The organism is Anaerosacchariphilus hominis, from assembly GCF_014290175.1.
In the GTDB taxonomy this organism is placed as follows: Bacteria; Bacillota; Clostridia; order Lachnospirales; family Lachnospiraceae; genus Laedolimicola; species Laedolimicola hominis.
Window position 1 is genome coordinate 284,852 of sequence record NZ_JACOOR010000002.1, and the last position, 26,526, is coordinate 311,377.

The window sequence follows — 26,526 nt, forward strand, 5'->3', positions numbered from 1 at the left end:
CGAATTATGAAAAAAAGCAGAAACAGAAGAAAACGAATACTTCTTCGGCTACAGCATATTCTGACAGGAGCGGCGGTGGTCTGTGTGGCAGTCATCGCCCTGCTCCTGGTAAATGCGCTCCGTGGCAACGAAATCAGCGGACCTGGCAGAACTGCCGGGTCTGCTCTTTTCGCTTCCGGGGGAGAGCGTTTTGTGGAAGCGGGAGAGGAAGCCCGTATAATGGCAGAGCAACAAGGCGAGAAAGCGGAAAATGTGGGAACAGAGAGCGCAGATTCTGAACAGGAAAAGACAGATAGAGAGAATACCACGGAAACGGGCCTAAGCCCGGAAAAACTGGCGGCACAGGAAGGCGTTCCCCGCATCCGTATCGTACTGGATCCGGGTCACGGCGGTCCGGGAACCACAGACGAACAGGAGCTGGGAGCCAGTTACCGGGATACTTATGAAAAGTATCTGACCCTGAAGATCGCCAAAGCGGCTGGAACAGAGCTTTCCAACTATGGAAATGTGGAAATCCTGTATACAAGGGAAAACGACAAAGCTCTGACACTGAAGGAACGGGCGGCCTATGCCAGGTCGGTGGGAGCTGATTATCTCATCAGTCTCCATCTGAACGCGTCAGCGGAGCATAACTTTTTTGGATCGGAGGTATTTACCTCTGCTTTTGGCAGCTATTATGCCAGGGGGAAGGGTATCGGCGATCAGGTGCTGGCACAGCTGATGGGGGATGGCTTTGTCTCCAAGGGGGTCAAGACCCGCCTGGGCAGCAAAGGCGCCGACTACTATGGAATCATCCGGGAGAGCCGTGCCCTGGGAATCCCGGCTATCATCATCGAACACGGCTACATGGATCAGGACGAGGACTGGGCCCGGATGGACACGGATGAAAAGCTGGCTGCCCTTGGCCGATGCGACGCCACGGGTATCGCCGCGTATTTTGGACTCAAAAAGGGAGAAAATCAGGCGGAACTGCCTGAAATAGACAGAAAAGAACCGGCCTCCTCTCCGGTGCGCCCGGACACCACGGAGCCGGTAAATGTCTACTATACTCTGACGCACAGAGATGCAGAGAATGTCCGGATCACCCTCCACGCGGAAGAGCCGGAGAGCCGTGTCATGTACTACGATTACAGCACAGACAGCGGAACCACTTATTCCAGACTATTCCTGTGGCCGGAAGGAAGCGGCAATGACATCACCTTCACCCTGCCTGCCACAGCCTCTCAGGAAGAGACCCTTGTGATACGGGCCTATAATAACTATGAGCTGCGGACAGAGGCGGAGCGGCGGTAGATAGGCCGGACGAAGGGAGGGGAAGGTCTGTTTTATTTATCGTTCTTTCAATCCCAGCAATCGAGCTCCATTCTTATAGAGGATTTTCTCCAGCTCCTCCTCCGTAAACCCGATGCGCTGAATATATTCCACATCCTCCTTCTGCCCGCTCCAGGGCGAATCCGTCGCGAAGAGGATCTTATCAATACCGTGATTCCGGCTCATGCGGAGAATCTGCTCCGGCAGGGCCAGCCGCAGGATGTAGGCCAGATCCATGTAGTAGTCCCCACCCACCAGCAGGTGTTCCGACTCATTTTCCATATCATGGCCTCCCAGATGGGCCAGAATCAGTTTCGAGGTATCTCCCCTGTCATTTGGAAACACATCCCGGATCATATGATGCAGTCTGGCCGGAGTGGCGTTCACCTGGCGGGGGAAGCCCAGATCCCGGCCGCAGTGGATGGAAACCAGAAGCCCCAGCTCTACGGCATACCCGATAATCCGCTCGTAACGAATATCGTCAATATAAGTATTCTGGTAAGTGGGATGCAGTTTGATTCCCTTTAGTCCCATATCCCGGATAACCTGCAGTTCGCCCTTATAATCGGGAGAATCCGGATGAATTCCGCCGAAGCTGATGATGGAAAGTCCATCCTCGTCCGGCTCCTCATGGGTGATGGAGCCGGCGAATTCATTGATATGGCGGAACTGCCCGGGTTTAGTCACGATAGGAAGTACCACCGAATGGGTGACGCCTGCCTCTTTCATGGAATGGCGCAGATCCTCCAGGGTGCCGTCCGTGTAGGCCACCACCCGGCCCACCTGCTCCAGATTGCAAACTGCCCGGTGAGCTACGGTATTGGGAAATATATGCGTGTGAAAATCAATGATCATTGTGAAGTATCCTCCTGTATGGCTATTAAATGTAACATTCATATTTATCGGATAAAATGAAAGCTGTCTATAACAAAGGGAGCATAAAACAGGGACTTTGTTATAACATGATGTATTTTAGTATAGGGGATTTCTATTTGTTTTTCAAGAGCAGAGCAAAGGTGACGTTTTGCGAAATTACGAAAATACAAAAAGAAAAGGAACTCTGATTTCTCAGAATTCCTTTTTAGAAGAGCGATAGACGGGGCTCGAACCCGCGGTCTCGACCTTGGCAAGGTCGCGCGTTACCAACTACGCCACTATCGCATCGGTGTGTCGGCTGTTGTTCATCAGCGACATGATGTATAATACAGGATTTAGATTCATTTGTCAACAGCTTTTTTGAAAAAAATGAAAAAACTTTTCAGAGAGGTGGATACACCTTGTAAAGAGCCCGATTATTTCCTATAATAGAAAGCAATGACGGACATGGGAGGAAGAACCGCATGAGCTATGCAGATCAGATATTCAAAGAAATGTGCCGGGATATCATCGAGAACGGCACTAGCACCGAAGGAGAGAAGGTGCGGCCCAAATGGGAGGACGGCACCTTTGCCTATACCATCAAGCGTTTCGGCGTGGTGAACCGTTATGATTTATCGAAGGAGTTTCCGGCACTGACCCTGAGACGGACAGGCCTCAAGAGCTGTATGGACGAGATTCTCTGGATCTATCAGAAGAAGTCCAATAACATTCACGACCTGAACAGCCACATCTGGGACGAGTGGGCCGACGAGGCCGGTTCCATCGGTAAGGCCTACGGCTACCAGATCGGTGTGAAAAGCCATTACAAAGAGGGGGATATGGATCAGATGGACCGAGTGTTGTTCGACCTGAAGCAGAATCCCTACAGCCGCCGGATTATGACGAACACCTATGTATTTTCAGATCTGAGCGAAATGCATCTGTATCCCTGCGCCTACGGCGCGACCTATAATGTGACCAAGAAGCCGGGACAGGAAAAGCTGGTGCTGAACATGGTACTGAACCAGCGTTCCCAGGACGTGTTGGCAGCCAATAACTGGAATGTGTGCCAGTATGCGATTCTGCTCATGATGGTGGCCCAGGTCTGCGATATGGTACCGGGCGAGCTGCTGCATGTGATCGCAGACGCGCACATCTATGATCGCCATGTGGATATTATCAAAGAGCTGATTGCCAGACCGGAACATCCGGCACCGAAGGTATGGCTGAACCCGGAAGTGAAGGACTTCTACGCCTTTACCACGGATGATCTGCATGTGGAAGACTACGAGACTGAACCGCAGATCAGGGATATTCCCATTGCAGTATAAGAAAGGAGAATTTGACCTATGAATTTAATTGTTGCTGTAGATAAAAACTGGGCTATTGGCTATCAGAATAAGCTGCTGGTGAGTATCCCGGAGGATATGAAATTCTTCCGTACGACTACCACCGGCAAGGTGGTAGTGATGGGCCGCAAGACATTGGAAACCTTTCCGAACGGATTGCCGTTAAAGAACCGTACCAATATTGTATTGACCCGTAATCCGGAATATCAGGTGAAAGGCGCGGAGGTGGTTCATTCCGTGGATGAGGCCATGGAACTCATCAGCGAATACCCGCCGGAGGATGTGTATGTCATCGGAGGGGATACTATCTATAAGCAGTTCCTGCCCTACTGCGACGTGGCCCATGTGACCCGGATCGATCACGAGTACATGGCCGACGCCTGGTTCCCGAACCTGGAGCAGGATCCGGACTGGGAGCTGACCGGGGAGAGCGATGAGAAGACTTATTTCGACCTGGAATTCACCTTCTGCAAATACGAACGAAAAAAATAGGAAATTTGACGCTTTTTCTCATTGCAGTATCAAAGAATCTGATCTATAATATAAAAAATTAAAGTTCAGTACGGGTAAGGCCGCGGCAGCCCAGTGTGAATACAGGCATACGGCTGGAGTGAATTTTCAGGAATCCCCAAAGGAAAATCAGAAAATTACTGAATGAGTGTAAGGAGGAGCTTTGACATGGAAAAGAAAAATTTAGACTGGTCAAATATCGGTTTCAGCTATGTACAGACCGACAAGCGTTATGTATCCAACTTTAAGAACGGCGCATGGGATGAGGGTACCCTCACCGACGATGCAAATGTAGTTCTGAACGAGTGCGCAGGTGTTCTGCAGTACGCTCAGACCGTATTCGAGGGTATGAAGGCATACACCACAGAGAAGGGACAGACGGTTATCTTCCGCCCGGACCTGAACGCAGAGCGTATGGTTCAGTCCGCAAAGCGTCTGGAGATGCCCGTATTCCCGGAAGAGCGTTTCGTTGACGCAGTCGTACAGACAGTAAAGGCAAATGAAGCTTATGTTCCGCCTTACGGAACAGGCGCTACCCTGTATATCCGTCCCTACATGTTCGGAACCAACCCGGTTATCGGCGTAAAGCCGGCTGACGAGTATCAGTTCCGTGTATTCGGTACTCCGGTAGGACCGTACTTCAAGGGCGGCGCAAAGCCGATCACCATCAAGGTATCTGATTTTGACCGTGCAGCACCCCACGGAACAGGCCACATCAAGGCTGGTCTGAACTACGCCATGAGTATGCACGCCATCGTAACCGCTCATGAGGAAGGTTTCGCTGAGAATATGTATCTGGACGCAGCCACCAGAACCAACGTGGAGGAGACAGGCGGAGCGAACTTCCTTTTTGTAACCAAGGATGGCAAGCTGGTAACGCCGAAGTCTAACAGTATCCTTCCTTCCATCACACGTCGTTCTCTGGTCTATGTGGCAAAAGAGTACCTGGGAATGGACGTAGAAGAGAGAGTCGTACCTTTCGAGGAAGTAAAGGAGTTCGCAGAGTGCGGACTTTGCGGAACAGCAGCAGTCGTATCTCCGGTAGGAAAGATCGTAGACCACGGCAAGGAGATCTGCTTCCCCAGCGGAATGGACGAGATGGGACCGGTTACCAAGAAGCTGTATGATACCCTGACCGGTATCCAGATGGGACGCATTGAGGCTCCCAAGGGCTGGATCAAGGTCGTAGAGTAAGATACAGAAGTATAGGACACATGATACATAAGAAGAGGCGGGATAAGGAAAAGACTTGTCCCGCCTCTTTTTCCATCACATTCCCGCATAGTACTTGCAAGCCGGGCCGGAAAAACGTATAATAAAAATTAACCCTGTTTGCAGGAAGCTTACCGGAAAGGAGCGTGAGAGAAAACTGCATGTCCGGTAAAAAGAAAAAAAGAAGATTTCTTTCTTCTTTACTCAGTTACGATATGAATCTGATCGTGGCCGTCATTTTCCTGATGGTATTCGGTCTGATTATGATATACAGCGCCAGCTACTATACAGCCAGCATGAGTGAAATCTTTCATCATGACCCTACATACTTTTTGAAAAGCCAGGTGCAGTGGAGCGTCATCGGTCTGGCGGTAATGCTGGTGGTGGCGAACATCGATTACCACAGATGGAGATATTTCGCAGGCATCGGTCTCGTCGGGTCGGTGGTATTGATTCTGCTTCTGAAGGTGCCGGGCCTGGGCGTTACGGTCAAGGGAGCGACCCGGTGGCTCCGTGTCCCGGGTCTGGGACAGTTCCAGGTGGCGGAGCCGGTGAAGGTGGCCATGATTCTCTTTTCAGCAGCGCTGATTTCGTCCAACGCATCGAAGATTAAAGATCTGAAGACCTTCATCAAGCTGATGATTCCCACGGCGGTGGTTTCCTTTTTGATTCTGAAGATCAGTAACAATATGAGTACGGCCACCATTGTATTCGGTATCTGTTTTCTGATGGCCTTTATGGTATATCCCAAGTACTACCCCTTTTTCATCGCGGGAGGCGCGGGAGCGGCGGGTATCGGGGCCCTGATCCTGTATCTGAAAAAATCCATTGCCGCGGGAACGGCAGGCGACGGAAGCGGCGGTTTCCGAAGCGCCCGGATTCTGGCCTGGCTGGATCCATACTCCTATGAGTCGGACAAGGCCTATCAGTCCCTGCAGGCGCTGTATGCTATCGGATCCGGCGGCCTCTTCGGTAAGGGACTGGGGAACAGTATTCAAAAACTGGGAAGCATCCCGGAGCCCTATAATGATATGATTTTCTCCATCATCTGCGAGGAGCTGGGGATTTTCGGCGCAGGACTGGTGATTCTGATGTTCGTGTATCTGTTGTACCGGCTGTACAGCGTGGCCCAGCAGGCGGAGGACGTCTTTGGACGGCTGCTGGTCATCGGCGTCTTTTCCCATGTGGCCCTGCAGGTGGTGCTGAATCTGATGGTGGTGACCAGTCTGTTTCCGACCACCGGCGTGACCCTGCCGTTCTTCAGTTACGGCGGTACGGCGTCCGTCTTTCTGCTGATAGAGATCGGCATGGTGCTGAATGTGGAAAAGAGAAGCCGCTTTAAGCGGGAAAAAGAGTTAAGGGAGGCTCGAATGGAATGAAAGAGCGTAGAATGAGAGAATATACAAGAACGGTACAGATCGGCGATCGGGTTATCGGAGGCGGAAATCCGATCCTGATCCAGTCCATGACCAATACAAAGACGGAGGATGTACAGGCCACCGTGGCCCAGATTCAGGCGCTGACGGCGGCTGGTTGCGATATCATCCGCTGCGCGGTTCCCACTATGGAGGCGGCAGAGGCCCTGACGGAGATTAAAAAACAGATCTCCATTCCGCTGGTGGCGGACATCCATTTTGATTATAAGCTGGCCCTGGCGGCCATTGAGCACGGGGCGGACAAGATCCGGATCAATCCCGGTAATATCGGAAGCACCGAACGGGTGCAGGCCGTGGTGGACGCAGCCAGGGAGCGCCACATTCCCATCCGGGTGGGCGTCAACAGCGGTTCTCTGGAAAAGGAGCTGGTGGAGAAGTATCACGGCGTTACCGCAGAGGGTATTGTGGAGAGCGCTCTGGATAAGGTTCATCTCATCGAGGATATGGGCTATGACAACCTGGTCGTCAGTATCAAGTCCTCGGATGTGATGATGTGCGCCCGGGCCCATGAGCTCATTGCGGAGAAGACGGATCATCCCCTGCATGTGGGCATCACCGAGGCGGGAACCCTGTACTCCGGAAATATCAAGTCCGCCGTGGGTCTGGGTATCATTCTCTATCAGGGTATCGGAGATACCATCCGCGTATCCCTGACCGGCGATCCCCTGGAGGAGATCCGCTCCGCAAAGCGTATTCTAAAGACACTGGGACTTAGAAAAGGCGGCATCGAGGTGGTATCCTGTCCCACCTGCGGAAGGACCCAGATCGACCTCATCGGCCTGGCAAATCAGGTAGAGCGCATGGTGGAGGATATTCCCCTGGACGACATCAAGGTGGCCGTCATGGGCTGCGTGGTCAACGGACCGGGCGAGGCCAAGGAAGCCGATATCGGAATCGCAGGAGGCAAGGGTACCGGTATGCTGATTAAGAAGGGCGAGATCGTACAGCGGATGCCGGAGGATGAGCTTCTGGGCGCGCTGCGCGAGGAGCTGCTGCACTGGAACGAAAACTAGGGAGAGAGCGCATGACAAAAATGTTCGCGGAGGTATTTCCACCCCTGCATGTGGAGCAGGGACTTCAGGATCTGCTGGAGCAGGTGCGTGTGGAAAAGGTCACCTCCAACCGGGCAAAAAATTTCATAAGAGTGTATCTCGTGAGCGGAAAGCTGATCCATAAGGAGCGGCTTTTTCAGCTTGAAAGGACCTTGAAGAAACAGCTCTTCGGCGGGGCGGATATCACCGTGAAGATCCTGGAGCGTTTTGAGCTGTCTGGCCAGTATAATCCGGAGAAGCTGATGGAGCTTTACAAGGACAGTATCCTCTTTGAGCTGCGGAACTACAGTATGCTGGAGTATAACCTGTTCCGGGGGGCGAAGATCTCATTTCCGGAAAGTAACCTTCTGAAAATGGAGCTGAAGAAGACCACTCTGGGAGAGGACGCGGCCGACGAACTTATCCGCATTCTGTATAAGATTTTCACCGATCGATGTGGACTGGACGTGAAAATCCAGGTGGAGTTTGTGGAAAAACAGGAGGAAAAGAAAAAACGCGGCGGCAGGGCGGATGTGGAGAAGCAGGCAGAAGCTTTGAACGCGGCCATGTGGGCGGCCAAGCAGGCGGCGGACGCGGGGGACAGTGCAGAGGGTGTGGAGAGCTCAGGCGGGAAAACCGTGGTAGCAGGCACAGAAAAGGGAAATTCAGGCAGTGTGAAGACAGAGAAGAAGCCTGCTGCCGCCGCTTCCGGCGGAAAGAAGAATTTCGGCAATTTCGGCAAGAGCGAGTACGCCTACGGCAAGACCCTGAGAAGCGGCGGAGGCTTCCGGAGCCGTGGCGCCAGCAACAATCCGGACGTGCTTTACGGCCGTGATTTCGATGACAGCGAGATCATCGATCTGGTACAGGTCATCGGGGAAATGGGCGAGGTGGTCATCCACGGACAGGTCACCGGCTGGGACGAGCGGGAGATCCGCGGGGAAAAGACCATCGTAACCATTACCGTGACGGATTATACAGATACAATCCGGATTAAGATTTTTGAGAAAAACGACGAGATGGAAGCCTTCCGGGAGAAAGTGAAGAAGGGATCCTTTATCAAACTGAAGGGCCTGACCTCCATGGACCGTTTCGACAATGAGCTGACCATCAGCTCCGTGGTGGGTATCAAGAAATCCTCGGACTTCCGGACGCCCCGGACAGACAACAGCGAGATCAAACGGGTGGAACTCCACTGCCATACGAAGATGAGCGATATGGACGGTGTCTCTGATGTGAAGGATATTATCAAGCGGGCCAAGTCCTGGGGACATACGGCCATCGCCGTGACCGACCACGGCGTGGTGCAGGCCTACCCGGATGCCAGCCACAGTCTGGAAAAGAGCGATAATTTCAAGGTTATCTACGGCGTGGAGGGATATCTGGTGGACGATCTGAAGGATATCGTCACCGATGCGGCCGGACAGAGCCTGGATGATATGTATGTGGTCTTCGATCTCGAGACCACCGGGTTTTCCGCGGAAAATGACCGGATCATCGAGATTGGAGCTGTCCGCGTAGAAAAGGGTGAGATCACCGACAAATTCAGCGTATTCGTGAATCCCCGGACCCCGATTCCCTTTGAGATCGAGAAGCTGACAGGCATCAACGACGAGATGGTCATGAATGAGCCCACCATCGAGGAGATTCTGCCGAAGTTTTTGGAATTCTGCAAGGGTGCAGTGATGGTGGGGCACAATGTGGATTTTGATATGAGCTTCATCCGCAAGAACAGCGAACGCCAGGGCCTGCCCTGCGAGTTTACGGTGGTGGATACGCTGAGTCTGGCACGTATTTTACTGCCCCAGCTGAACCGTTATAAGCTGGATCATGTGGCGAAGGCCCTGGATGTTTCGTTGGAAAATCATCACCGGGCTGTGGATGACGCAGGCTGTACCGCGGAGATCTTTGTGAAGTTCGTCCAGATGCTGAAGGAGCGTGATATCCATGATTTGAATGCCGTGAATCAGATGAGTGCGCTGGATGCGGACGCCATTAAAAAGCTGCGTCCCCACCATGTGATTATTCTGGCAAAAAATGAGATTGGCCGGGTGAACCTGTACCGCATGGTTTCCTGGTCCCATCTGGACTATTTTGCCCGGGTACCCAGGATTCCCAAAAGCGTGCTTCAGAAGCACAGGGAGGGGCTGATCGTGGGTTCCGCCTGCGAGGCCGGAGAGCTGTACCAGGCCCTGGTGCGTTCCGCTCCCGACGAGGAGATTGCCCGTCTGGTGGACTTCTACGACTACCTGGAGATCCAGCCTTTGGGAAATAATGAATTTATGCTGCGGGGAGAGCGTCCTACCTTTGAGTCCAGGGGCGATCTGATCCGCCTGAACAAAAAGATCGTGTCCCTGGGCGAGCAGTTCCACAAGCCTGTGGTGGCCACCTGCGACGTGCATTTCCTGAACCCGGAGGACGAGGTCTATCGGCGCATCATCATGGCCGGAAAGAAATTTAAAGACGCGGACAATCAAGCGCCTCTGTACCTGCGTACCACGGAGGAAATGCTGGCGGAATTTGAGTATCTGGGAAGCGATAAGGCGGAAGAGGTCGTGATCACGAACACCAATAAGATTGCGGATATGATCGAGAAGATTTCTCCGGTACGCCCCGATAAGTGTCCTCCGGTCATCGAAAATTCCGATCAGACCCTCCGTGATATCTGTTACGAGAAGGCCCATTCCATCTACGGCGAAGACCTGCCCCAGGTGGTAACGGAGCGGTTGGAGAAGGAGCTGCATTCCATCATTTCCAATGGTTTCGCGGTTATGTACATCATCGCCCAGAAGCTGGTGTGGAAGTCTAATGCGGACGGCTATCTGGTGGGCTCCCGGGGATCTGTAGGTTCTTCCTTTGTGGCTACCATGGCCGGAATCACGGAGGTCAACCCATTGCCGCCCCACTATTACTGTCCGGCCTGCCATTACAGTGATTTCGAGTCAGAAGAGGTAAGAAAGTACGCGGGCGCGGCCGGCTGCGACATGCCGGATAAGGCCTGCCCGGTCTGCGGCGGTCCGCTGAAAAAAGAGGGCTTTGATATTCCCTTTGAGACCTTCCTGGGATTCAAGGGAGATAAGGAGCCGGATATCGACCTGAATTTCTCCGGCGATTATCAGTCCAAGGCCCATAAATACACCGAGGTCATCTTCGGTACGGGACAGACTTTCCGTGCGGGAACCATTGCAACCCTGGCGGATAAGACGGCGTTCGGTTATGTAAAAAATTATTACGAAGAACATGGCCAGCACAAGCGAAACTGCGAGATCGATCGGATCGTCCAGGGCTGCGTGGGCGTGCGTCGTTCTACGGGCCAGCACCCGGGCGGTATCGTGGTACTGCCCCACGGGGAGGAGATTCACTCCTTTACGCCGATCCAGCACCCGGCCAATGATATGACCACGGACATCATTACTACCCATTTTGATTACCACTCCATCGACCACAACCTGTTGAAGCTGGACATTCTGGGACACGATGATCCGACCATGATTCGTATGCTGGAGGACCTGACCGGTCTGGACGCGAAGACCATTCCGTTGGACGATCAGGGGGTAATGTCCCTGTTCAAGAGCACGGAGGCGCTGGGCATCCGGCCGGAGGATATCGACGGCTGTCCCCTTGGCTGCCTTGGTATCCCGGAGTTCGGTACAGACTTTGTTATCCAGATGGTGTGCGACGCCAAGCCCCAGTCCTTCTCGGATCTGATCCGAATCTCCGGACTGTCCCATGGTACGGATGTATGGCTGAATAACGCCCAGCGCTTTATCAAAGAGGGTAAGGCCACCATTTCCACGGCCATCTGTACCCGAGACGATATCATGCTGTATCTGATCCATCAGGGTGTGGAGCCCAGTCTGTCCTTTACGATCATGGAGAGTGTGCGAAAGGGAAAGGGCCTGAAGCCCGAATGGATCGAGGCCATGAAGGCTGAGGGCGTGGAGGACTGGTATATCGAGTCCTGTAAAATGATCAAGTACATGTTCCCGAAGGCCCATGCGGCAGCCTATGTTATGATGGCCTGGCGTATCGCCTACTGTAAGATTAATTATCCGCTGGCTTACTACGCGGCTTACTTCAGTATCCGTGCGTCGGCATTCAGCTATGAGCTCATGTGCCAGGGCAAGGAGCGGCTGGCCTACTATATGGCCGACTACAAGCGCCGCAGCGATTCCCTGTCCAAGAAGGAGCAGGACAGTATGAAGGACATGCACATCGTCCAGGAGATGTATGCCAGAGGCTTTGAGTTCTGGCCCATCGATATTTATAAGGCGAAGGCCCACCATTTTCAGATTATCGACGGTAAGCTGATGCCGGCCCTGAGTACCATCGAGGGCCTGGGCGACAAGGCGGCGGACCAGCTGGAGGCGGCGGCCAAGGACGGTCCCTTCCTGTCCCGGGACGACCTGCGGACCCGCAGTAAGCTGTCCAAGACCGTTATTGATTTTATGGGAGATCTGGGGCTGCTGGGCGACCTGCCCGAGTCCAACCAGCTGTCGCTGTTCGATTTTGTGGGATAGACAGGATAGAGAAAAAGAAGACCGTCCGCGGCTGAAAAAAAGTAAGTGTCAGCCGTGGACGGTCTTTTGTTTGCAAAAAACACACAATTCCTTCTTGAAATTTCGAAATAAACATGTTATACTAAAGCCCATATTGAAAAAGGCGCACAAATGTCTTTGAGAGGCGAACATAAAACCAGTGTGATGTTCACGGGAGACGTGCGAAAGAGGAGGAAGAAAAGTTATGAAAAAGCGTGCATTATCAGTATTACTTGCAGCGGCCATGGTCAGCACCATGCTGACAGGATGCTCAGGCGGAAGCTCTGACAGCAGCTCTGCCAGCACAGACGCATCCGCTACAGACGGAAATGTGGTGAAAATCGGCGTATACGAGCCGGCGTCCGGAGATAACGGAGCAGGCGGAAAGCAGGAGACCCTGGGTATCCAGTATGCGAATCATGTGACTCCCACTGTAGAGATCGGTGGAACTGAGTACACAGTACAGCTTGATATCGTAGATAATGAGTCCTCCAATGACAAGGGACCCTCCGCAGCAGCTACTCTGGTGAGTGACAAGGTATCCGTAGTACTTGGTTCCTACGGCTCCGGCGTTTCCATCGCGGCTTCTGATGTATTCAAGGAGGCAGGCATCCCGGCCATCGGCGTTACCTGTACAAACCCGCAGGTTACCGAGGGAAATACCCATTACTTCCGTATCTGCTTCCTGGATCCCTTCCAGGGCACCGTACATGCGAACTTTGCCAGCGAGAAGTTTGGCGCAAAGAAAGCTTATGTCCTGACAAAGCTGGGAGACGATTACTCCACAGGACTGGGCTACTACTTCACACAGGCCTTCGAGGCACTGGGCGGAGAGGTCGTAGCAGAGACCTTCCAGGAAGGAAACAGTGATTTCACTTCTTATATTACTACTGCAAAGAAGTCTGGCGCAGAGGTGGTGTTCGCACCCTCATCCACCGAGGCGGCAGCCCTGATTATCGAGCAGGCAGCGGCACAGGGACTGGAGGTTCCGATTCTCTCCACTGATACCTGGGATTCTAACGTAATCCTGAACGCGGCAAAGGGTAAGAACCTGGACATCTATGTAACCACCTTCTATCAGGAGGGAGCAAATCCGGAGTTCGATGCAGGCATTAAGGACTGGATCAACAGCGATTCCACAGCAAAAGCAAATAACGGCGGCGACGATACCGTATCCGGTCTGACCGTTATGGGCTACGATGCTTACTACACCGCACTGGAGGCTTTGAAGGCAGCAGGATCCACCGACCCGGCAGCAGTAAACGAGGCTCTGTGGAATGTGGACTACACCGGCGTAACCGGACATATTACTTTCAATGAGACCGGCGACGCAAACCGTGATACTGCTTACATCAAGCAGGCGAACACCGAGACAGGTGCCTGGGAGTTCGTGGCAGAGCAGAGCGTAAGCAAATAATTTAAAAGAAAAGGCTGAAAGGCTGGATGGCGGGAGCATGAAAACGCGCTTCCGCCATTCCCCATGTTTTCAACCTGATTTTTGGAGGTTATTGTATGGAATGGATCAACCAGAACCTGCCCTACCTGATGGCAGGCATTTCCGTAGGCGGGCAGTACGCCCTGATTGCCATCGGCTACACCATGGTCTACGGAATCTTGAGACTGATTAACTTCGCCCACGGCGATATATTCATGGTGGCAGGTCTGATTATGGTGTATGCCATGACGGTGATGCCCATTTATGTGGCGATTCCGCTGATGATTATACTGACGGTGCTTCTGGGTTTCCTGGTGGAGCGTGTGGCATATAAGCCTCTGAGGAGCGCGCCCCGTATGTCTATCATGATTTCTGCCATCGGCGTGTCCTATCTGCTGCAGAACCTGGCGCTCTATGTGACTGGCGGCCTGTCCCAGCAGTATCCGCCCATTCCCTGGCTCAGCGACACCATCACCGTATTCGGCGCCACTACCAAGCGGGTGACGGTGATTACACCGGTGCTGACTATCATTCTGGTGCTGGCGCTGGTAGCCCTGATCAAGTACACCAAGATCGGTATGGCCATGCGCGCGGCCTCTCGTGACTTTGAGACCTCCCAGCTCATGGGTATCAAGATCAATTCCGTCATCAGTATGACATTTATCATCGGAAGCTTCCTGGCTGCCATTGGAAGCATGCTGTTCTTTACCAACTATACCGGTGTAACCCCCACTGCAGGAGCCATGCCTGGTCTGAAAGCTTTCGTAGCGGCCGTATTCGGCGGCATCGGATCTATTCCGGGCGCGGTCATCGGAGCGTTTATCATCGGTATCTGCGAGAACATCATCAAGGGTCTGGGCTGGACCACCTTCTCGGACGCGTTCACCTTTGCCCTGCTGATCGTAGTACTCATCGCGAAGCCCACGGGGCTCTTCGGTGAAAAAGTTATTGATAAGGTATAAAGGAGGCGTTCAAGCATGAAAAAGCAAACAAAAATCATCTGGAACGTCGGCCTGATTCTGGGCCTGCTTCTGGTTCTGTTTATCCTGGAACAGGTATTTCCGTCCGGTTCCATGTTATTTACGGTATTAAAAAAAGGCGCAATCTATGCGCTGGTGGCAGTGTCCATGAACCTGCTGAATGGCTTCACCGGCCTGTTTTCCCTGGGCCAGGCAGGGTTTATGCTTCTGGGCGCTTATACATACGGCATTCTGACCATTCCGGTGGAATCCCGCGCAAGCGTGTACCAGTATTTTGACGGAGGCATCGTACAGTTCGCCATTCCGGTTCCGCTGGCACTTATCGCAGGCGGTATCGTGGCAGCTATCTTCGCTTACCTCATCGGTCTGCCGGTACTGCGTCTGAAGAGCGACTATCTGGCCATCGCCACCTTAGGTTTTGCCGAGATCATCCGTGCGGTGTTCCAGTGGGATAAGCTGGGCCCGCTGACCAACGGTTCCAATCTGCTCCGGAATTTCCCGGCTTTTAAGTCGGTATTGTATCCCTTTATCGTGGCGGGAATCTGTATCGCCATCATCGTGATGCTGATCAATTCCACCTACGGCCGCGCCTTTAAGGCCATCCGCGACGATGAGATCGCGGCGGAGGCCATGGGTATCAATCTGGCCCATCACAAGCGGCTGGCCTTTGTCATCAGCTCTTTCTTTGCAGGTATCTCCGGAGGATTGCTGGCTATGTACCAGACTACCATTCAGGCGTCCATGTTCAAGTCGGCCATGACCTATGAGATTCTGCTGATTGTGGTAATCGGCGGTATCGGATCCGTGACAGGAAGCTGTATCAGTTCCTTCCTGTTCATCGCCTGCTCTGAGTGGTGGCTCCGTTTTCTGGACAATGACAATCTGTATATCGGAAGCTTCCACGTGCCTCTTCTGCGGGCCGGTTTCCGTAAGGTCGTATTCGCGGTCATCATCATGTGCGTGGTACTGTTCTACCGGAAGGGTATCATGGGAGAAAAGGAATTTTCCATAGAAGGAATCGCGAATTTCTTCCGAAGGAAGTTTAAGAAAGAAAAGGTGACGGAAGGAGGAGCTTCCAAATGAGTACGGAAAACGTTCTGAAAGTGGAAAATATTACCATGCAGTTTGGCGGCGTCATCGCCGTGGACAATATGAATCTGGAGATCAACAAGGGGGAGATCGTATCTCTCATCGGACCTAACGGAGCCGGTAAGACCACAGCCTTCAATGTGATCACAGGTGTGTACGCTCCCAGCAATGGAGCTATTTACTATAAGGGCAATAAGATCGTCCAGAACCATCCCCAGGGCAAGATGAAAAAGCTGTACCGGGGAGAAAACCCAGCCATGTATGAGAGCCATCGTGTGCTGGCACCCACACCGGATAAGATTACCTGCCTGGGCATCGCAAGAACCTTCCAGAATATCCGTTTGTTTAAGAGCCAGACCGTGTTTGATAATATCCTGATTGCCAAGCACATGCTGCGCACCAGCAATGTTTTTACGGCCACCTTCCACCTGAACGGCAAGGAGGAGGCCAGAATGCGGGAGGAGAGCGAGCGCCTGCTGGAGATCGTGGGTCTGACCGACGTGCGGAACGAGCTGGCCACATCCCTTCCTTATGGTAAGCAGCGCCGTCTGGAGATCGCCCGTGCCCTGGCCACGAAGCCGGAGCTTCTGCTTCTGGATGAGCCGGCAGCCGGCATGAACCCCCAGGAGACCCTGGAACTGACCGAATTCATCGATGAGATCCGAAAGAAATTTGATCTGACCGTGTTCATGATCGAGCATCATATGGATCTGGTTATGGAGATTTCCGACCGCATTTACGTGCTGGACTTCGGAAAACCCATTGCGGAGGGTACGCCGGAGGAAATTCGGAACAATCCGAAGGTAATCGAAGCTTATCTGGGAGGTGCGGACGATGAGTAATATTCTGGAAGTCAAAGATTTGAACGTATCCTACGGCGGAATCAAGGCAGTGAAGGACATCAGCTTCAATGTGCCAAAGGGCGAGGTAGTGACCCTCATCGGAGCCAACGGAGCCGGAAAGAGTTCCACCCTTCGTTCCATCGTGGGACTGGTGAAAGCCGAGAGCGGCAGCATTCTCCTGAAGGGAGAGGAACTGAGGGGCGTACCCACGGAACAGATCGTGACCAAAGGCATCACCCTGGTGCCCGAGGGACGACGGGTATTCCCGGACATGACTGTGGCAGAGAACCTGAAAATCGGCGCTTATATGCGTAAGGATTCCCTGGATGAGGATCTGAACTGGGTATACGATCTGTTCCCGCGGCTGAAGGAACGTTCCTGGCAGCTGGCCGGAACCCTGTCCGGAGGCGAGCAGCAGATGCTGGCCATCGGCCGGGCGCTCATGTCCAGGCCGGAGATCATCATGATGGATGAGCCTTCCCTGGGACTGGCGCCCATCGTTGTCCGGGGCGTCTTTGATATCATCCGTGAAATCAATAAGCAGGGCGTAACGATTCTTCTGGTAGAGCAGAACGCCAACATGGCCTTGAAAGCGGCGAATTTAGGATACGTTATGGAGACAGGCCGCATCACCCTGAGCGGAACCGGAGCGGAGCTTCTGGAAAATGAAGCAGTGAAGGCGGCGTATCTGGGAAAAGCAAAGAAATAAAAGATTTCATAAGCGCAAATTATAAATAATCATAATTTATAGGAAGAAATCCATTTACTTTTTGAGAAAAACAAGGTATACTAAACGTCGGTGCAGTGAGTCTTTCTGCACTGACGTTATTTGTTTTCAAGTATTTAAACCTAATGGAGGGATACAAGCTATGGTAAAAGCAATCGTAGGCGCCAACTGGGGTGACGAGGGAAAGGGTAAGATCACAGATATGCTTGCCCAGGAGTCTGATATCATCGTCCGCTTTCAGGGCGGAGCAAACGCAGGCCACACAATCGTAAACAATTACGGAAAGTTCGCGCTGCACAGTCTGCCGTCCGGTGTATTTTACAATCACACCACCAGCATCATCGGAAATGGAGTGGCACTGAATATTCCGGTTCTGTTTAACGAGATTCAGAGCATCGTGGAGAAGGGAGTACCCGCTCCGAAGATTCTCGTATCCGATCGCGCGCAGATTGTGATGTCTTATCATATCCTGTTTGATCAGTGTGAGGAGGAGCGTCTGGGAGGCAAGGCCTTCGGTTCCACCAAATCCGGTATCGCGCCCTTCTATTCTGATAAATACGCAAAGATCGGTTTCCAGGTCAGCGAGCTGTTCGCAGATGAGGATTATCTGCGTGACAAGATCGCCAATGTCTGCGTAAAGAAGAATGTACTTCTGGAGAACCTGTATCATAAGCCGGCTCTGGATGAGGACAAGCTCTATGAGGAGCTGATGGAGTATAAGGAGATGGTAGAGCCCTACGTGTGCGACGTGTCCAAGTATCTGTGGGACGCTATCCATGAGGGCAAGAATATTCTTCTGGAGGGTCAGCTTGGTTCCATGAAGGATCCGGATCACGGCATTTACCCGATGGTTACTTCTTCCTCCACACTGGCAGCTTACGGCGCCATCGGCGCAGGTATTCCGCCTTATGAGATCAAGGAGATCGTCGTAGTCAGCAAGGCATACTCCAGTGCGGTAGGCGCAGGCGCGTTCGTCAGCGAGATCTTCGGAGAAGAGGCAGACGAACTGAGACGCAGAGGCGGCGACGGCGGAGAGTTCGGTGCAACCACAGGCCGTCCCAGAAGAATGGGCTGGTATGACTGCGTAGCTTCCAAGTACGGCTGCCGTATCCAGGGTGCTACCGGCGTAGCCTTTACTGTACTGGACGTTCTGGGTTACCTGGATGAGATTCCGGTGTGCGTAGGTTATGAGATCGACGGAAAGGTAACCACAGATTTCCCGACTACCCATCTGCTGGAGAAGGCAAAGCCTGTATACGAGGTGCTGCCGGGCTGGAAGTGCGATATCCGCGGTATCAAGAAGTACGAGGATCTGCCGGAGAACTGCCGTAAGTATATTGAGTTTGTTGAGAAGCATATCGAGTGTCCGATCACCATGGTTTCCAACGGACCGGGACGCGACGATATCATTTTCCACAATAAATAGGGAAGTAGTATGATAGATACAGTGATTTTTGATCTGGGAAATGTGCTGGTGGATTTCCGCTGGAGAGCCTTTCTCAGGGAAGAAGTGCCCGAGGAGATTCCTTACCGGATCCTGGAGCAGGCTGTGTTTTTGAATCCCGCCTGGGAGGAGCATGACAAGGGTCTGATGACGGAGACGGAGGAGATCTGGGACTTTATCTCCGCTGCACCGGATTATGAGCCGGAGATCCGGAGACTTTATGAGAAACTGGACGGCTGCTTCGAGCCCTTTTCTTACAGTGTGGACTGGATCCGCAACTTAAAGAAGCGGGGGCTGAAGGTCTATGCCCTGTCTAACTGGCCGAAGCATGTGTATGAGCTGGGAAAGGATCGTCTGACCTTTCTGGAGGACATGGACGGCTATGTGCTTTCCTATCGGGAGCACTGCAGCAAGCCGGATCCGGAGATTTACCGGAGACTGCTGGAACGCTACGGTATCGTGCCGGAGCAGGCTGTTTTCCTGGATGACCGGAAGGAAAATGTGGAGGCGGCAAAGGCCCGGGGGATACACGGAATCGTCTTTACGTCCTATGAACAGGCACGGGAAGAACTAAATAGAATGCTATAAAACAAAGGCCCTGCACACTAATCGCGCAGGGCCTGTTATGTCCGGATACTTATTTTTTCAGATACCGGGCCAGCATGATACAGGCGTAGATAAAGACCGGAATAAAGATCGTACATACGATGGAGGCTTTCAGCCAGTTTTTGCCCTCGGTGGGGTCGGTAAAGGCGAAGATCAGGGTCAGAAGATACATGCCCACCAGCAGTACTACGCCCATGAGGGCCAGAATCCGTTTGAGTTTACCGTCTTTCATAGCAGTGTTTATAAAAAATCCTTTCTGTGTAAATTCCGGGTTTCCGACTTACAGAAGCCCTTTCTCTTTATTTATCACAAAAAAGAAAAAAGCGCAAATACTTTGTATAAAAGAGCGGGATGGGGATATACTAACATCAGACAAAAGAGAAACGAATTACTTATATCCTCCCCTTTAGCAAATCACTCCGGTGCGACGAGAACGCCCCGGGGTGATTTCGTCTGCGGACCGGAAAAGGAAGAATGGATTCGGGCCGGAACATAGCCTATATCACAAATTACAGCTTGATTTTTAATATCTGTCCTGTTATATTTAGAAGATAGAAATGTTTTAAGCAAAGGATGGAGATTAAATTATGGCATTACTGAAACAGTGGCGTGATATGGCCTACGATGAGAAGGCAAATAAGGGTGATATCCAGAGATTCTGGGCAAATTATTTCAATATCGAGAAGAATATCTATGAGCAGCTCCTGTCTGATCCGGATACCGAGGTAAAGGGTACGGTCAAGGAACTGGCTGACAAGTATGGTCAGAGCGTGATGACCATGACCGGTTTTCTGGATGGTATCAACGACAGCCTGGTAGAGCCGAACCCCATCGAGGAGATGGAGGAGGATACGGTGGTATCCCTGAAGTTCGACAAAGAGAAGCTGTATAAGAACATGGTAGACGCGAAGGCAGACTGGCTCTATGAGCTGCCCCAGTGGAAAGAGATCTTCTCTGAGGAGAAGCTGCATCAGCTGTATCTGGAGCAGAAGAAGTCCGGCACCATCGTAAAGGGACCGAAGATCGGCCGTAACGATCCCTGTCCCTGCGGAAGCGGAAAGAAGTACAAAAAGTGCTGCGGAAAGAACGCGTAAAAGGAAAGATGGCAGGTCAGATTTTTCTGATTCTGGGGATATTCTGTATCGCCTACGGGCTGGGTATCCTATGTTATGCCGGCATCCACGCCGCTTTCGTCTGGTTCTGGATGGGAGCGGGTCTGTGCAGTCTGACGATTACGGCCGTCTGCAGAGTTTCGTCTCTGCAGGCGGCTTTCTTTCGTATTCCGGCGGGGCTGCGAAGGGGAGGACTGCTCCTGGTGCTGTGCGGAATCCTCCTGTTTGCGGCGGCGGAGGGATGCGTCATCAGCGGAATGAGTGGACAGCCGGAATCGAAGTTACAATACGTGATTGTACTGGGAGCCCAGGTGCGGGGCACCAAGGTGAGCAGGGCCCTGAAGCAGCGGCTGGATCAGGCGGCGACTTATGCCCGGGAGAACCCGGAGACGATCCTGATTGTATCCGGTGGTCAGGGAGGCGGCGAAGATATTACTGAGGCTCAGGCCATGGAGACTTATCTTCTGGAAGAAGGGATTCCCGCGGACAGGATCCTGCAGGAGAACAGGTCGGAGAATACGGAGCAGAATATCCGCTACAGTATGGCGCTGATGGAAGAGGAGCCGGGGAAAGTGGGAATCGTGTCCAATGATTTTCATATCTTCCGGGCCGTTCATATCGCCAAGGCCCAGGGGCTTGCGGCGGAGGGAATTCCGGCTCCCACAGAATGGTTTATGCGGCTCAATTACATGACACGGGAGGCCTTCGCGGTGGTGAAGGATCTGCTGAAGGGAAATGCGGTTTTTTGAGAAAACCGGGTTGACAAAAAGTATCGGGATGCTATAATGAGCCTATGGTGCAGAGGTCGAATCAGGCCCCTGCCGGAACTGAAGATAGGAAAAAGCATGGAAGAGACCAGTAGTCTGTGAAATATGTGCAGAGAGGAATGGCTGTGTAGGGAAATTCCCGATACAGGCTGAGACCATTTCCCATAGAAAGCAGAATCGAAGACCAGCTCTGAGCGGCCCTAATCCGGCCCGGTGACTCCGTTATCGTCCAATGAGATTTTATCCGCAGGATGCCCGGCAGCAGTAAGAAGCTGCAGGAAGCCGCGCCCCAACGGAAAAAAGCAGGGTGGAACCGCGAAAAAGAGCGATCGTACCAGATCCAGTCGCCCCTGTCTGTCAGCGATGACGGACAGGGGCTTTTTTATACAACAGGAATTTCTTATGGAATTCCCTCTTTTATAAAAGCCCTTCGGGCAGGATCGCACTGCCTGTTTCCATGCAAAAGGTATTGAAAAAGGAGAGTAATGATGAAGATTACACTGAAAGACGGCTCCGTAAAGGAGTACGCAGAGAGCAAATCCGTATATGAGATCGCCCAGGACTTAAGCGAAGGACTGGCGCGCATGACCGTGGCAGGAGAAGTAGACGGAGAGATCGTAGATCTGAGAACCGTGATCGATCAGGACTGCCAGCTGAACATTCTGACCCTGAAGGACGAGAAGGCCCTGCCGGTTCTGCGTCACACCGCAAGCCATGTGATGGCCCAGGCAGTAAAGCGCCTGTACCCCACGGTAAAGCTGGCTATCGGACCCTCTGTGGCAGACGGTTTCTACTATGATATGGACTTTGAGACCCCGCTGACTTCCGATGACTTTGATAAGATCGAAGCTGAGATGAAGAAGATCATCAAGGACAATCTGGAGATCGTCCGCTTCACCAAGCCCCGGGAGGAGGCTATCGCATTCATGAAGGAGAAAGGCGAGCCCTACAAGGTAGAGCTCATCGAGGACCTTCCTGAGGATGCGGAAATCAGCTTCTACCAGCAGGGTGAGTTCGTGGACCTGTGCGCAGGACCGCACCTTAAGAGTACCAAAGACGTAGGTAAGGCTTTCAAGATCATGAGCCTGGCAGGCGCGTATTGGAGAGGCGACGAGCACAACAAGATGCTGACCCGTCTTTACGCTACCGCATTTCCGAAGAAGGAAGAGCTGGAAGCATACATCACCATGATGGAGGAAGCAAAGAAACGTGACCACAGAAAGCTGGGCAAGGAGCTGGGCCTCTTTATGATGCACGAAGCAGGACCGGGCTTCCCCTTCTTCCTGCCCAAGGGAATGACGCTTAAGAATACCCTGATTGATTACTGGAGAGAGATCCACAAGAAGGCAGGCTATGTAGAGGTATCTACCCCGATTATCCTGAACAGAAGCCTGTGGGAGACCTCCGGACACTGGGATCACTATAAGAATAACATGTATACCACCGTCATCGACGGCGAGGATTACGCGATCAAACCGATGAACTGCCCGGGCGGCGTTCTGGTTTACGCGGCAGAGCCCCGTTCCTACCGTGACCTGCCCCTGCGTGTGGGCGAGCTGGGTCTGGTTCACCGCCATGAGAAGTCCGGTCAGCTGCACGGTCTCATGCGTGTGCGCTGCTTCACCCAGGATGATGCCCATATCTTCATGACGCCGGAGCAGATCAAGGATGAGATTAAGGGCGTAGTGGCACTGATCAACGATACCTATTCCATGTTCGGATTCAAATATCACGTGGAGCTGTCTACCCGTCCCGAGGATTCCATGGGAAGCGACGAGGATTGGGAGATGGCTACCGCAGGCCTTCGGGACGCTCTGGACGAGCTGGGTATGCCCTATGTGGTAAACGAGGGCGACGGCGCGTTCTACGGGCCGAAGATCGACTTCCATCTGGTAGACTGCATTGGCCGTACCTGGCAGTGCGGAACCATCCAGCTGGACTTCCAGCTGCCCCAGCGATTCGAGCTGGAGTATGTGGGAGCAGACGGCGAGAAGCATCGGCCCATCATGATTCACCGCGTGGTATTCGGTTCCATTGAGCGTTTCATCGGTATCCTGATTGAGCATTTCGCAGGCGCGTTCCCCACCTGGCTGGCTCCGGTACAGGTACGTGTACTGCCGATTTCCGATAAATACATGGATTACGCAGAGAAGGTCCGGAAGACTCTGGATGACGCAGGAATCCGTACAGAGCTTGATAAGCGCGCGGAGAAGATCGGATACAAGATCCGTGAGGCACAGACCGCAAAGATTCCTTATATGCTGGTAGTTGGCCAGAAGGAAGAGGAAGAGGGCACCGTTTCCGTCAGAAGCCGTGAGGCAGGCGATCAGGGAGCGAAGACTCTGGATGCTTTCGTGGCTGATGTATTAAAGGAGATTTCAACGAAAGGAAGGTAAGCAATGACTATCAAAGAAAATGTAATGGGGTTGCAGCATCTGGGCATTCCGGCCGTAGATCTGCAGAAAAGTATCGACTGGTATCGGGAGCTTCTGGGGTTTGAGCTCATCGAGGAGAAGAACATGCCGGAAGCAAACTGCCACGCGGCCTTTGTGAAGAAGGGCGATCTGGTCATCGAGCTGTATCAGAACGATCCGGAGTCCGTAAAAGAGGTGGCAGGCAGAAAGGACGGCCATATCGATCATGTGGCCCTGAATGTGAAGGACGTACACGCAGCCTTTGAAGAACTGAAGGCGGCAGGCTGTACCATGCTGGACAGCGAAGTGCAGTCTCTGCCCTTCTTTGAGAACGGCGTGGCATGGTTTACCATTCTGGGACCGAATAACGAGAAGGTAGAGTTTAACCAGTTTTTATAAGGATTTGACAGGAAAACCAACTCCCCGCCCGGACGAAGTAACCCGGACGGGGAATTCCTGCGGCGGGGGAATACTCCCTGCAGCACAGACGGAAAAGCCGCAGAGAAACAGTAAGGAAGAGGACCTATGATACAGGATATCGCACCGCACATTTATCACAACGAATACAGTCCCATGGAGCCGGAGGAGGACAGCTATCTCTTATACTTTGAGCCGAACCGGACTCTGGCCGCCTGGGAGGGAGAGCAGTTTGATTTTCCAAGATTCCGGGATTTTCCGGAGGTGAAGCAGAAGCTTTCCGATACGGTTATCTATCTGTTTACCATCGACAGCTGCCGGTTCTATCTGGCGAAGGAGCTGGCGCTTCCGGAGCGGAAGGGTTTCCGCCTGGATAGCACCCGGAACTTCCGGGACGCGGCACCCCAGTGGCTGTCCTTTGCGGGCATCACAGCCTATCAGCTGTGGCACTGGTACGACTGCCATAAGTTCTGCGGACACTGCGGCTGCCCCATGGTTCACGACGGAAAAGAGCGGATGATGCGCTGCCCGGACTGCGGACAGACGGAGTATCCGAAGATTTCACCGGCGGTGATCGTGGGCGTGATCCATAAAGACAAGCTCCTTATGTCCAAATACGCGGGAAGAACCATCACCCATTACGCGCTGATCGCCGGATTTACGGAGATCGGTGAGACGGTGGAAGAGACTGTAAAACGTGAGGTCATGGAAGAGGTGGGTCTGAAGGTGAAGAATCTGCGCTATTACAAGAGCCAGCCCTGGTCCTTCTCCGAGACTCTGCTCATGGGCTTCTTTGCGGAGCTGGACGGGGATGATGAGGATATCACTCTGGATACGGAGGAGCTGTCCACCGCAGGCTGGTTTACCAGAGAGGAAGCGCCGGCTCAGCCTCTGAACATCAGTCTGACCAGCGAAATGATCTGGCAGTTCAAGAAGGGTTTGGTATAAAATAAAAAAAGTTTGAAAAAAAGTAAAAAAAGTGCTTGACTTTTTTCGACCTGTAAGGTTATAATAAGCAAGTCGGTTGGGACAGCAAGTCAAAACCGAGAACAAAATGGGATCTTAGCTCAGCTGGGAGAGCATCTGCCTTACAAGCAGAGGGTCATAGGTTCGAGCCCTATAGGTCCCATTTATGGCGAGGTAGCTCAGTTGGCTAGAGCATGCGGTTCATACCCGCAGTGTCGGGGGTTCAAATCCCTTCCTCGCTACTAAGATTCAGACCCAAGAACGAAATTGTTCTTGGGTCTTTTGTTTTTTATATCTGTTTTATATCCTTAGGAAAAGATTGTTTCGGGACGATGGATGTATTATAATATGGTCTGAGAAAGAAAACGTATCCTTTTAAAAAGAGAACAGGCAGGAGGACAGGAATGGAACAGGTACGGCATGAGATTCCACCCCTTTATGATGCACACGCGAAGATTCTGATTCTGGGCAGTTTTCCGTCGGTCAAATCCCGGGAAGGCCATTTCTTCTATAACCATCCCCAGAACCGTTTCTGGCGGGTGCTGGCGGCTGTGACGGGAGAGGAGACGCCGGGGAGTATTCCCGAGAAACGGGCTTTCCTGTTACGCAATGGTATCGCCCTCTGGGATGTGATAGCCAGCTGTGAGATCCAGGGTTCCAGCGACAGCAGTATTCGAAATGTGGTTCCCAATGACATCCGCCCCATTCTGGAGACGGCGGATATCCGGCAGATCTATGTGAATGGCGGCACGGCGGAGAAGCTTTATAAGAAATATATTTTCCCGGTGACCGGCCGGACAGCGGTGCGGCTGCCCTCCACCAGCCCGGCTAATGCGGCCTGTTCCCTGGAAAAGCTCATGGAACAGTGGAAAACAGTAAATACTTATTTATAAAAGCCGGAATGGTTTCCGGAGAAAGAGGTAGAACATGCGGGTAGGAATGGGATATGACGTACACAGACTGGTGGAGGAGCGGAAGCTGATCCTGGGCGGCGTGGAGATTCCCTATGAGAAGGGACTTTTAGGCCACTCGGACGCGGACGTGCTGCTCCATGCCATTATGGACGCCCTTTTAGGCGCGGCGGCTCTGGGTGATATCGGTAAGCATTTCCCGGATACAGATCCGGCCTATAAGGGCATCTCCAGCATAAAACTCCTGGAGCATGTGGGCAGGCTTCTGGAAGAAGAAAATTACGTGGTGGGAAATATCGATGCTACCATCATCGCCCAGCGCCCAAAGATGGCGCCTCATATTCCTCAGATGCGCGCCAACGTGGCAAAGGCCCTTCAGATCGAAGAGAGCCAGGTGAATATCAAGGCCACCACGGAAGAGGGACTCGGCTTTACCGGCACCGGCGAGGGTATTTCTTCCCAGGCCATCTGCGCGCTGATTCCGGTGGCAAATTACGCTTATGAGGACGTAATGCAGATGCCGAAGGGTTGTCCGGGATGCGGCTGCCAGAAGTAAGAGCGTGAAGGAAGA

Annotated in this window: 23 protein-coding genes and 3 tRNA genes; 23 read left to right on the top strand and 3 right to left on the bottom strand. The window is 52.6% G+C overall.

All coding sequences use genetic code 11. From position 1 onward, the window contains the following. Nucleotides 1-6 precede the first annotated feature (6 nt). Complete coding sequence (locus H8S44_RS03800) at nt 7-1,293, top strand: N-acetylmuramoyl-L-alanine amidase family protein (RefSeq protein WP_186873175.1); 1,287 nt, start codon at nt 7-9, stop codon at nt 1,291-1,293. A 36-nt stretch (nt 1,294-1,329) separates the two neighbouring features. On the opposite strand, the gene H8S44_RS03805 is transcribed toward H8S44_RS03800, so the two are convergent. Continuing rightward, a complete protein-coding gene (locus H8S44_RS03805; RefSeq protein ID WP_186873174.1) occupies nt 1,330-2,166 on the bottom strand; it encodes an amidohydrolase family protein in 837 nt (278 codons plus the stop codon). Between the two features lie 233 nt (nt 2,167-2,399). Beyond that, nucleotides 2,400-2,472, bottom strand: a tRNA-Gly gene (locus H8S44_RS03810). 179 nt (nt 2,473-2,651) lie between these two features. On the opposite strand from H8S44_RS03810, the gene thyA reads away from it, so the two are divergent. The 13 genes from thyA (at nt 2,652) to H8S44_RS03875 (ending at nt 19,350) form a co-directional block, all read left to right on the top strand. After that, nucleotides 2,652-3,500 carry a thymidylate synthase gene (gene thyA, locus H8S44_RS03815; protein WP_186873173.1) on the top strand — a complete coding sequence of 283 codons (849 nt, stop codon included), beginning with the start codon at nt 2,652-2,654 and terminating at the stop codon, nt 3,498-3,500. A gap of 18 nt (nt 3,501-3,518) precedes the next feature. Continuing rightward, nucleotides 3,519-4,010, top strand: coding sequence for a dihydrofolate reductase (locus tag H8S44_RS03820; protein WP_186873172.1), 492 nt, complete (start codon nt 3,519-3,521; stop codon nt 4,008-4,010). 186 nt (nt 4,011-4,196) lie between these two features. Then, on the top strand, nt 4,197-5,222 hold the full coding sequence (locus H8S44_RS03825) for a branched-chain amino acid aminotransferase (protein WP_186873171.1): 1,026 nt from the start codon (nt 4,197-4,199) through the stop codon (nt 5,220-5,222). 179 nt (nt 5,223-5,401) lie between these two features. Next, nucleotides 5,402-6,619 (top strand): FtsW/RodA/SpoVE family cell cycle protein, encoded by a 1,218-nt coding sequence (locus H8S44_RS03830; RefSeq protein WP_186873170.1) that lies wholly within the window; start codon nt 5,402-5,404, stop codon nt 6,617-6,619. Then, complete coding sequence (gene ispG, locus H8S44_RS03835) at nt 6,616-7,689, top strand: flavodoxin-dependent (E)-4-hydroxy-3-methylbut-2-enyl-diphosphate synthase (RefSeq protein ID WP_243167467.1); 1,074 nt, start codon at nt 6,616-6,618, stop codon at nt 7,687-7,689. Before H8S44_RS03830 ends, ispG begins: the two co-directional genes overlap by 4 nt. Before the next feature lie 11 nt (nt 7,690-7,700). Continuing rightward, nucleotides 7,701-12,227 carry a PolC-type DNA polymerase III gene (locus H8S44_RS03840; protein WP_186873169.1) on the top strand — a complete coding sequence of 1,509 codons (4,527 nt, stop codon included), beginning with the start codon at nt 7,701-7,703 and terminating at the stop codon, nt 12,225-12,227. Between the two features lie 223 nt (nt 12,228-12,450). After that, on the top strand, nt 12,451-13,662 hold the full coding sequence (locus H8S44_RS03845) for an ABC transporter substrate-binding protein (protein WP_186873168.1): 1,212 nt from the start codon (nt 12,451-12,453) through the stop codon (nt 13,660-13,662). Nucleotides 13,663-13,757: 95 nt separating this feature from the next. Continuing rightward, complete coding sequence (locus H8S44_RS03850; RefSeq protein ID WP_186873167.1) at nt 13,758-14,642, top strand: branched-chain amino acid ABC transporter permease; 885 nt, start codon at nt 13,758-13,760, stop codon at nt 14,640-14,642. Between the two features lie 15 nt (nt 14,643-14,657). Then, nucleotides 14,658-15,743: a branched-chain amino acid ABC transporter permease gene (locus tag H8S44_RS03855; protein ID WP_186873166.1), complete on the top strand. Its 1,086-nt coding sequence runs from the start codon at nt 14,658-14,660 to the stop codon at nt 15,741-15,743. Continuing rightward, a complete protein-coding gene (locus H8S44_RS03860) occupies nt 15,740-16,591 on the top strand; it encodes an ABC transporter ATP-binding protein (protein ID WP_186873165.1) in 852 nt (283 codons plus the stop codon). Before H8S44_RS03855 ends, H8S44_RS03860 begins: the two co-directional genes overlap by 4 nt. Before the next feature lies 1 nt (nt 16,592). Next, entirely contained in the window at nt 16,593-17,300 is a 708-nt protein-coding gene (locus tag H8S44_RS03865) for an ABC transporter ATP-binding protein (RefSeq protein ID WP_186873398.1), read from the top strand. Nucleotides 17,301-17,460: 160 nt separating this feature from the next. Beyond that, a complete protein-coding gene (locus tag H8S44_RS03870) occupies nt 17,461-18,744 on the top strand; it encodes an adenylosuccinate synthase (protein ID WP_186873164.1) in 1,284 nt (427 codons plus the stop codon). Nucleotides 18,745-18,753: 9 nt separating this feature from the next. Then, nucleotides 18,754-19,350: an HAD family hydrolase gene (locus H8S44_RS03875; protein ID WP_186873163.1), complete on the top strand. Its 597-nt coding sequence runs from the start codon at nt 18,754-18,756 to the stop codon at nt 19,348-19,350. A gap of 49 nt (nt 19,351-19,399) precedes the next feature. Here H8S44_RS03875 and H8S44_RS03880 read toward each other — a convergent pair whose 3' ends face one another. Beyond that, nucleotides 19,400-19,600 carry a hypothetical protein gene (locus H8S44_RS03880; RefSeq protein WP_186873162.1) on the bottom strand — a complete coding sequence of 67 codons (201 nt, stop codon included), beginning with the start codon at nt 19,598-19,600 and terminating at the stop codon, nt 19,400-19,402. Between the two features lie 355 nt (nt 19,601-19,955). Between H8S44_RS03880 and H8S44_RS03885 the strand changes: the two genes are divergently transcribed. The 9 genes from H8S44_RS03885 to ispF all read left to right on the top strand — a co-directional run bounded on the left by H8S44_RS03885 (nt 19,956) and on the right by ispF (nt 26,511). Further along, nucleotides 19,956-20,462, top strand: a complete 507-nt coding sequence (locus H8S44_RS03885) for an SEC-C metal-binding domain-containing protein (protein WP_186873161.1) — start codon at nt 19,956-19,958, stop codon at nt 20,460-20,462. An 8-nt stretch (nt 20,463-20,470) separates the two neighbouring features. Further along, entirely contained in the window at nt 20,471-21,229 is a 759-nt protein-coding gene (locus H8S44_RS03890) for a YdcF family protein (RefSeq protein ID WP_186873160.1), read from the top strand. A gap of 506 nt (nt 21,230-21,735) precedes the next feature. Then, nucleotides 21,736-23,643 carry a threonine--tRNA ligase gene (gene thrS / locus H8S44_RS03895; protein ID WP_186873159.1) on the top strand — a complete coding sequence of 636 codons (1,908 nt, stop codon included), beginning with the start codon at nt 21,736-21,738 and terminating at the stop codon, nt 23,641-23,643. Between the two features lie 3 nt (nt 23,644-23,646). Beyond that, complete coding sequence (locus H8S44_RS03900; RefSeq protein WP_186873158.1) at nt 23,647-24,060, top strand: VOC family protein; 414 nt, start codon at nt 23,647-23,649, stop codon at nt 24,058-24,060. A gap of 126 nt (nt 24,061-24,186) precedes the next feature. Beyond that, on the top strand, nt 24,187-25,026 hold the full coding sequence (gene nudC, locus H8S44_RS03905) for an NAD(+) diphosphatase (RefSeq protein WP_186873157.1): 840 nt from the start codon (nt 24,187-24,189) through the stop codon (nt 25,024-25,026). A 108-nt stretch (nt 25,027-25,134) separates the two neighbouring features. Then, nucleotides 25,135-25,207 (top strand) — tRNA-Val (locus tag H8S44_RS03910). Between the two features lie 5 nt (nt 25,208-25,212). Further along, nucleotides 25,213-25,286: transfer RNA gene (locus H8S44_RS03915), tRNA-Met, on the top strand. Between the two features lie 162 nt (nt 25,287-25,448). Continuing rightward, nucleotides 25,449-25,937 (top strand): DNA-deoxyinosine glycosylase, encoded by a 489-nt coding sequence (locus tag H8S44_RS03920; RefSeq protein WP_186873156.1) that lies wholly within the window; start codon nt 25,449-25,451, stop codon nt 25,935-25,937. 34 nt (nt 25,938-25,971) lie between these two features. After that, complete coding sequence (gene ispF, locus H8S44_RS03925; RefSeq protein ID WP_186873155.1) at nt 25,972-26,511, top strand: 2-C-methyl-D-erythritol 2,4-cyclodiphosphate synthase; 540 nt, start codon at nt 25,972-25,974, stop codon at nt 26,509-26,511. Nucleotides 26,512-26,526: the final 15 nt, after the last annotated feature.

Bases quoted from the DNA above. Each gene is read 5' to 3' on its own strand.
- H8S44_RS03800 (WP_186873175.1), top strand. From the start codon at position 7: ATGAAAAAAAGCAGAAACAGAAGAAAACGAATACTTCTTCGGCTACAG.
- H8S44_RS03805 (WP_186873174.1), bottom strand. From the start codon at position 2,166: ATGATCATTGATTTTCACACGCATATATTTCCCAATACCGTAGCTCAC.
- thyA (WP_186873173.1), top strand. From the start codon at position 2,652: ATGAGCTATGCAGATCAGATATTCAAAGAAATGTGCCGGGATATCATC.
- H8S44_RS03820 (WP_186873172.1), top strand. From the start codon at position 3,519: ATGAATTTAATTGTTGCTGTAGATAAAAACTGGGCTATTGGCTATCAG.
- H8S44_RS03825 (WP_186873171.1), top strand. From the start codon at position 4,197: ATGGAAAAGAAAAATTTAGACTGGTCAAATATCGGTTTCAGCTATGTA.
- H8S44_RS03830 (WP_186873170.1), top strand. From the start codon at position 5,402: ATGTCCGGTAAAAAGAAAAAAAGAAGATTTCTTTCTTCTTTACTCAGT.
- ispG (WP_243167467.1), top strand. From the start codon at position 6,616: ATGAAAGAGCGTAGAATGAGAGAATATACAAGAACGGTACAGATCGGC.
- H8S44_RS03840 (WP_186873169.1), top strand. From the start codon at position 7,701: ATGACAAAAATGTTCGCGGAGGTATTTCCACCCCTGCATGTGGAGCAG.
- H8S44_RS03845 (WP_186873168.1), top strand. From the start codon at position 12,451: ATGAAAAAGCGTGCATTATCAGTATTACTTGCAGCGGCCATGGTCAGC.
- H8S44_RS03850 (WP_186873167.1), top strand. From the start codon at position 13,758: ATGGAATGGATCAACCAGAACCTGCCCTACCTGATGGCAGGCATTTCC.
- H8S44_RS03855 (WP_186873166.1), top strand. From the start codon at position 14,658: ATGAAAAAGCAAACAAAAATCATCTGGAACGTCGGCCTGATTCTGGGC.
- H8S44_RS03860 (WP_186873165.1), top strand. From the start codon at position 15,740: ATGAGTACGGAAAACGTTCTGAAAGTGGAAAATATTACCATGCAGTTT.
- H8S44_RS03870 (WP_186873164.1), top strand. From the start codon at position 17,461: ATGGTAAAAGCAATCGTAGGCGCCAACTGGGGTGACGAGGGAAAGGGT.
- H8S44_RS03875 (WP_186873163.1), top strand. From the start codon at position 18,754: ATGATAGATACAGTGATTTTTGATCTGGGAAATGTGCTGGTGGATTTC.
- H8S44_RS03880 (WP_186873162.1), bottom strand. From the start codon at position 19,600: ATGAAAGACGGTAAACTCAAACGGATTCTGGCCCTCATGGGCGTAGTA.
- H8S44_RS03885 (WP_186873161.1), top strand. From the start codon at position 19,956: ATGGCATTACTGAAACAGTGGCGTGATATGGCCTACGATGAGAAGGCA.
- H8S44_RS03890 (WP_186873160.1), top strand. From the start codon at position 20,471: ATGGCAGGTCAGATTTTTCTGATTCTGGGGATATTCTGTATCGCCTAC.
- thrS (WP_186873159.1), top strand. From the start codon at position 21,736: ATGAAGATTACACTGAAAGACGGCTCCGTAAAGGAGTACGCAGAGAGC.
- H8S44_RS03900 (WP_186873158.1), top strand. From the start codon at position 23,647: ATGACTATCAAAGAAAATGTAATGGGGTTGCAGCATCTGGGCATTCCG.
- nudC (WP_186873157.1), top strand. From the start codon at position 24,187: ATGATACAGGATATCGCACCGCACATTTATCACAACGAATACAGTCCC.
- H8S44_RS03920 (WP_186873156.1), top strand. From the start codon at position 25,449: ATGGAACAGGTACGGCATGAGATTCCACCCCTTTATGATGCACACGCG.
- ispF (WP_186873155.1), top strand. From the start codon at position 25,972: ATGCGGGTAGGAATGGGATATGACGTACACAGACTGGTGGAGGAGCGG.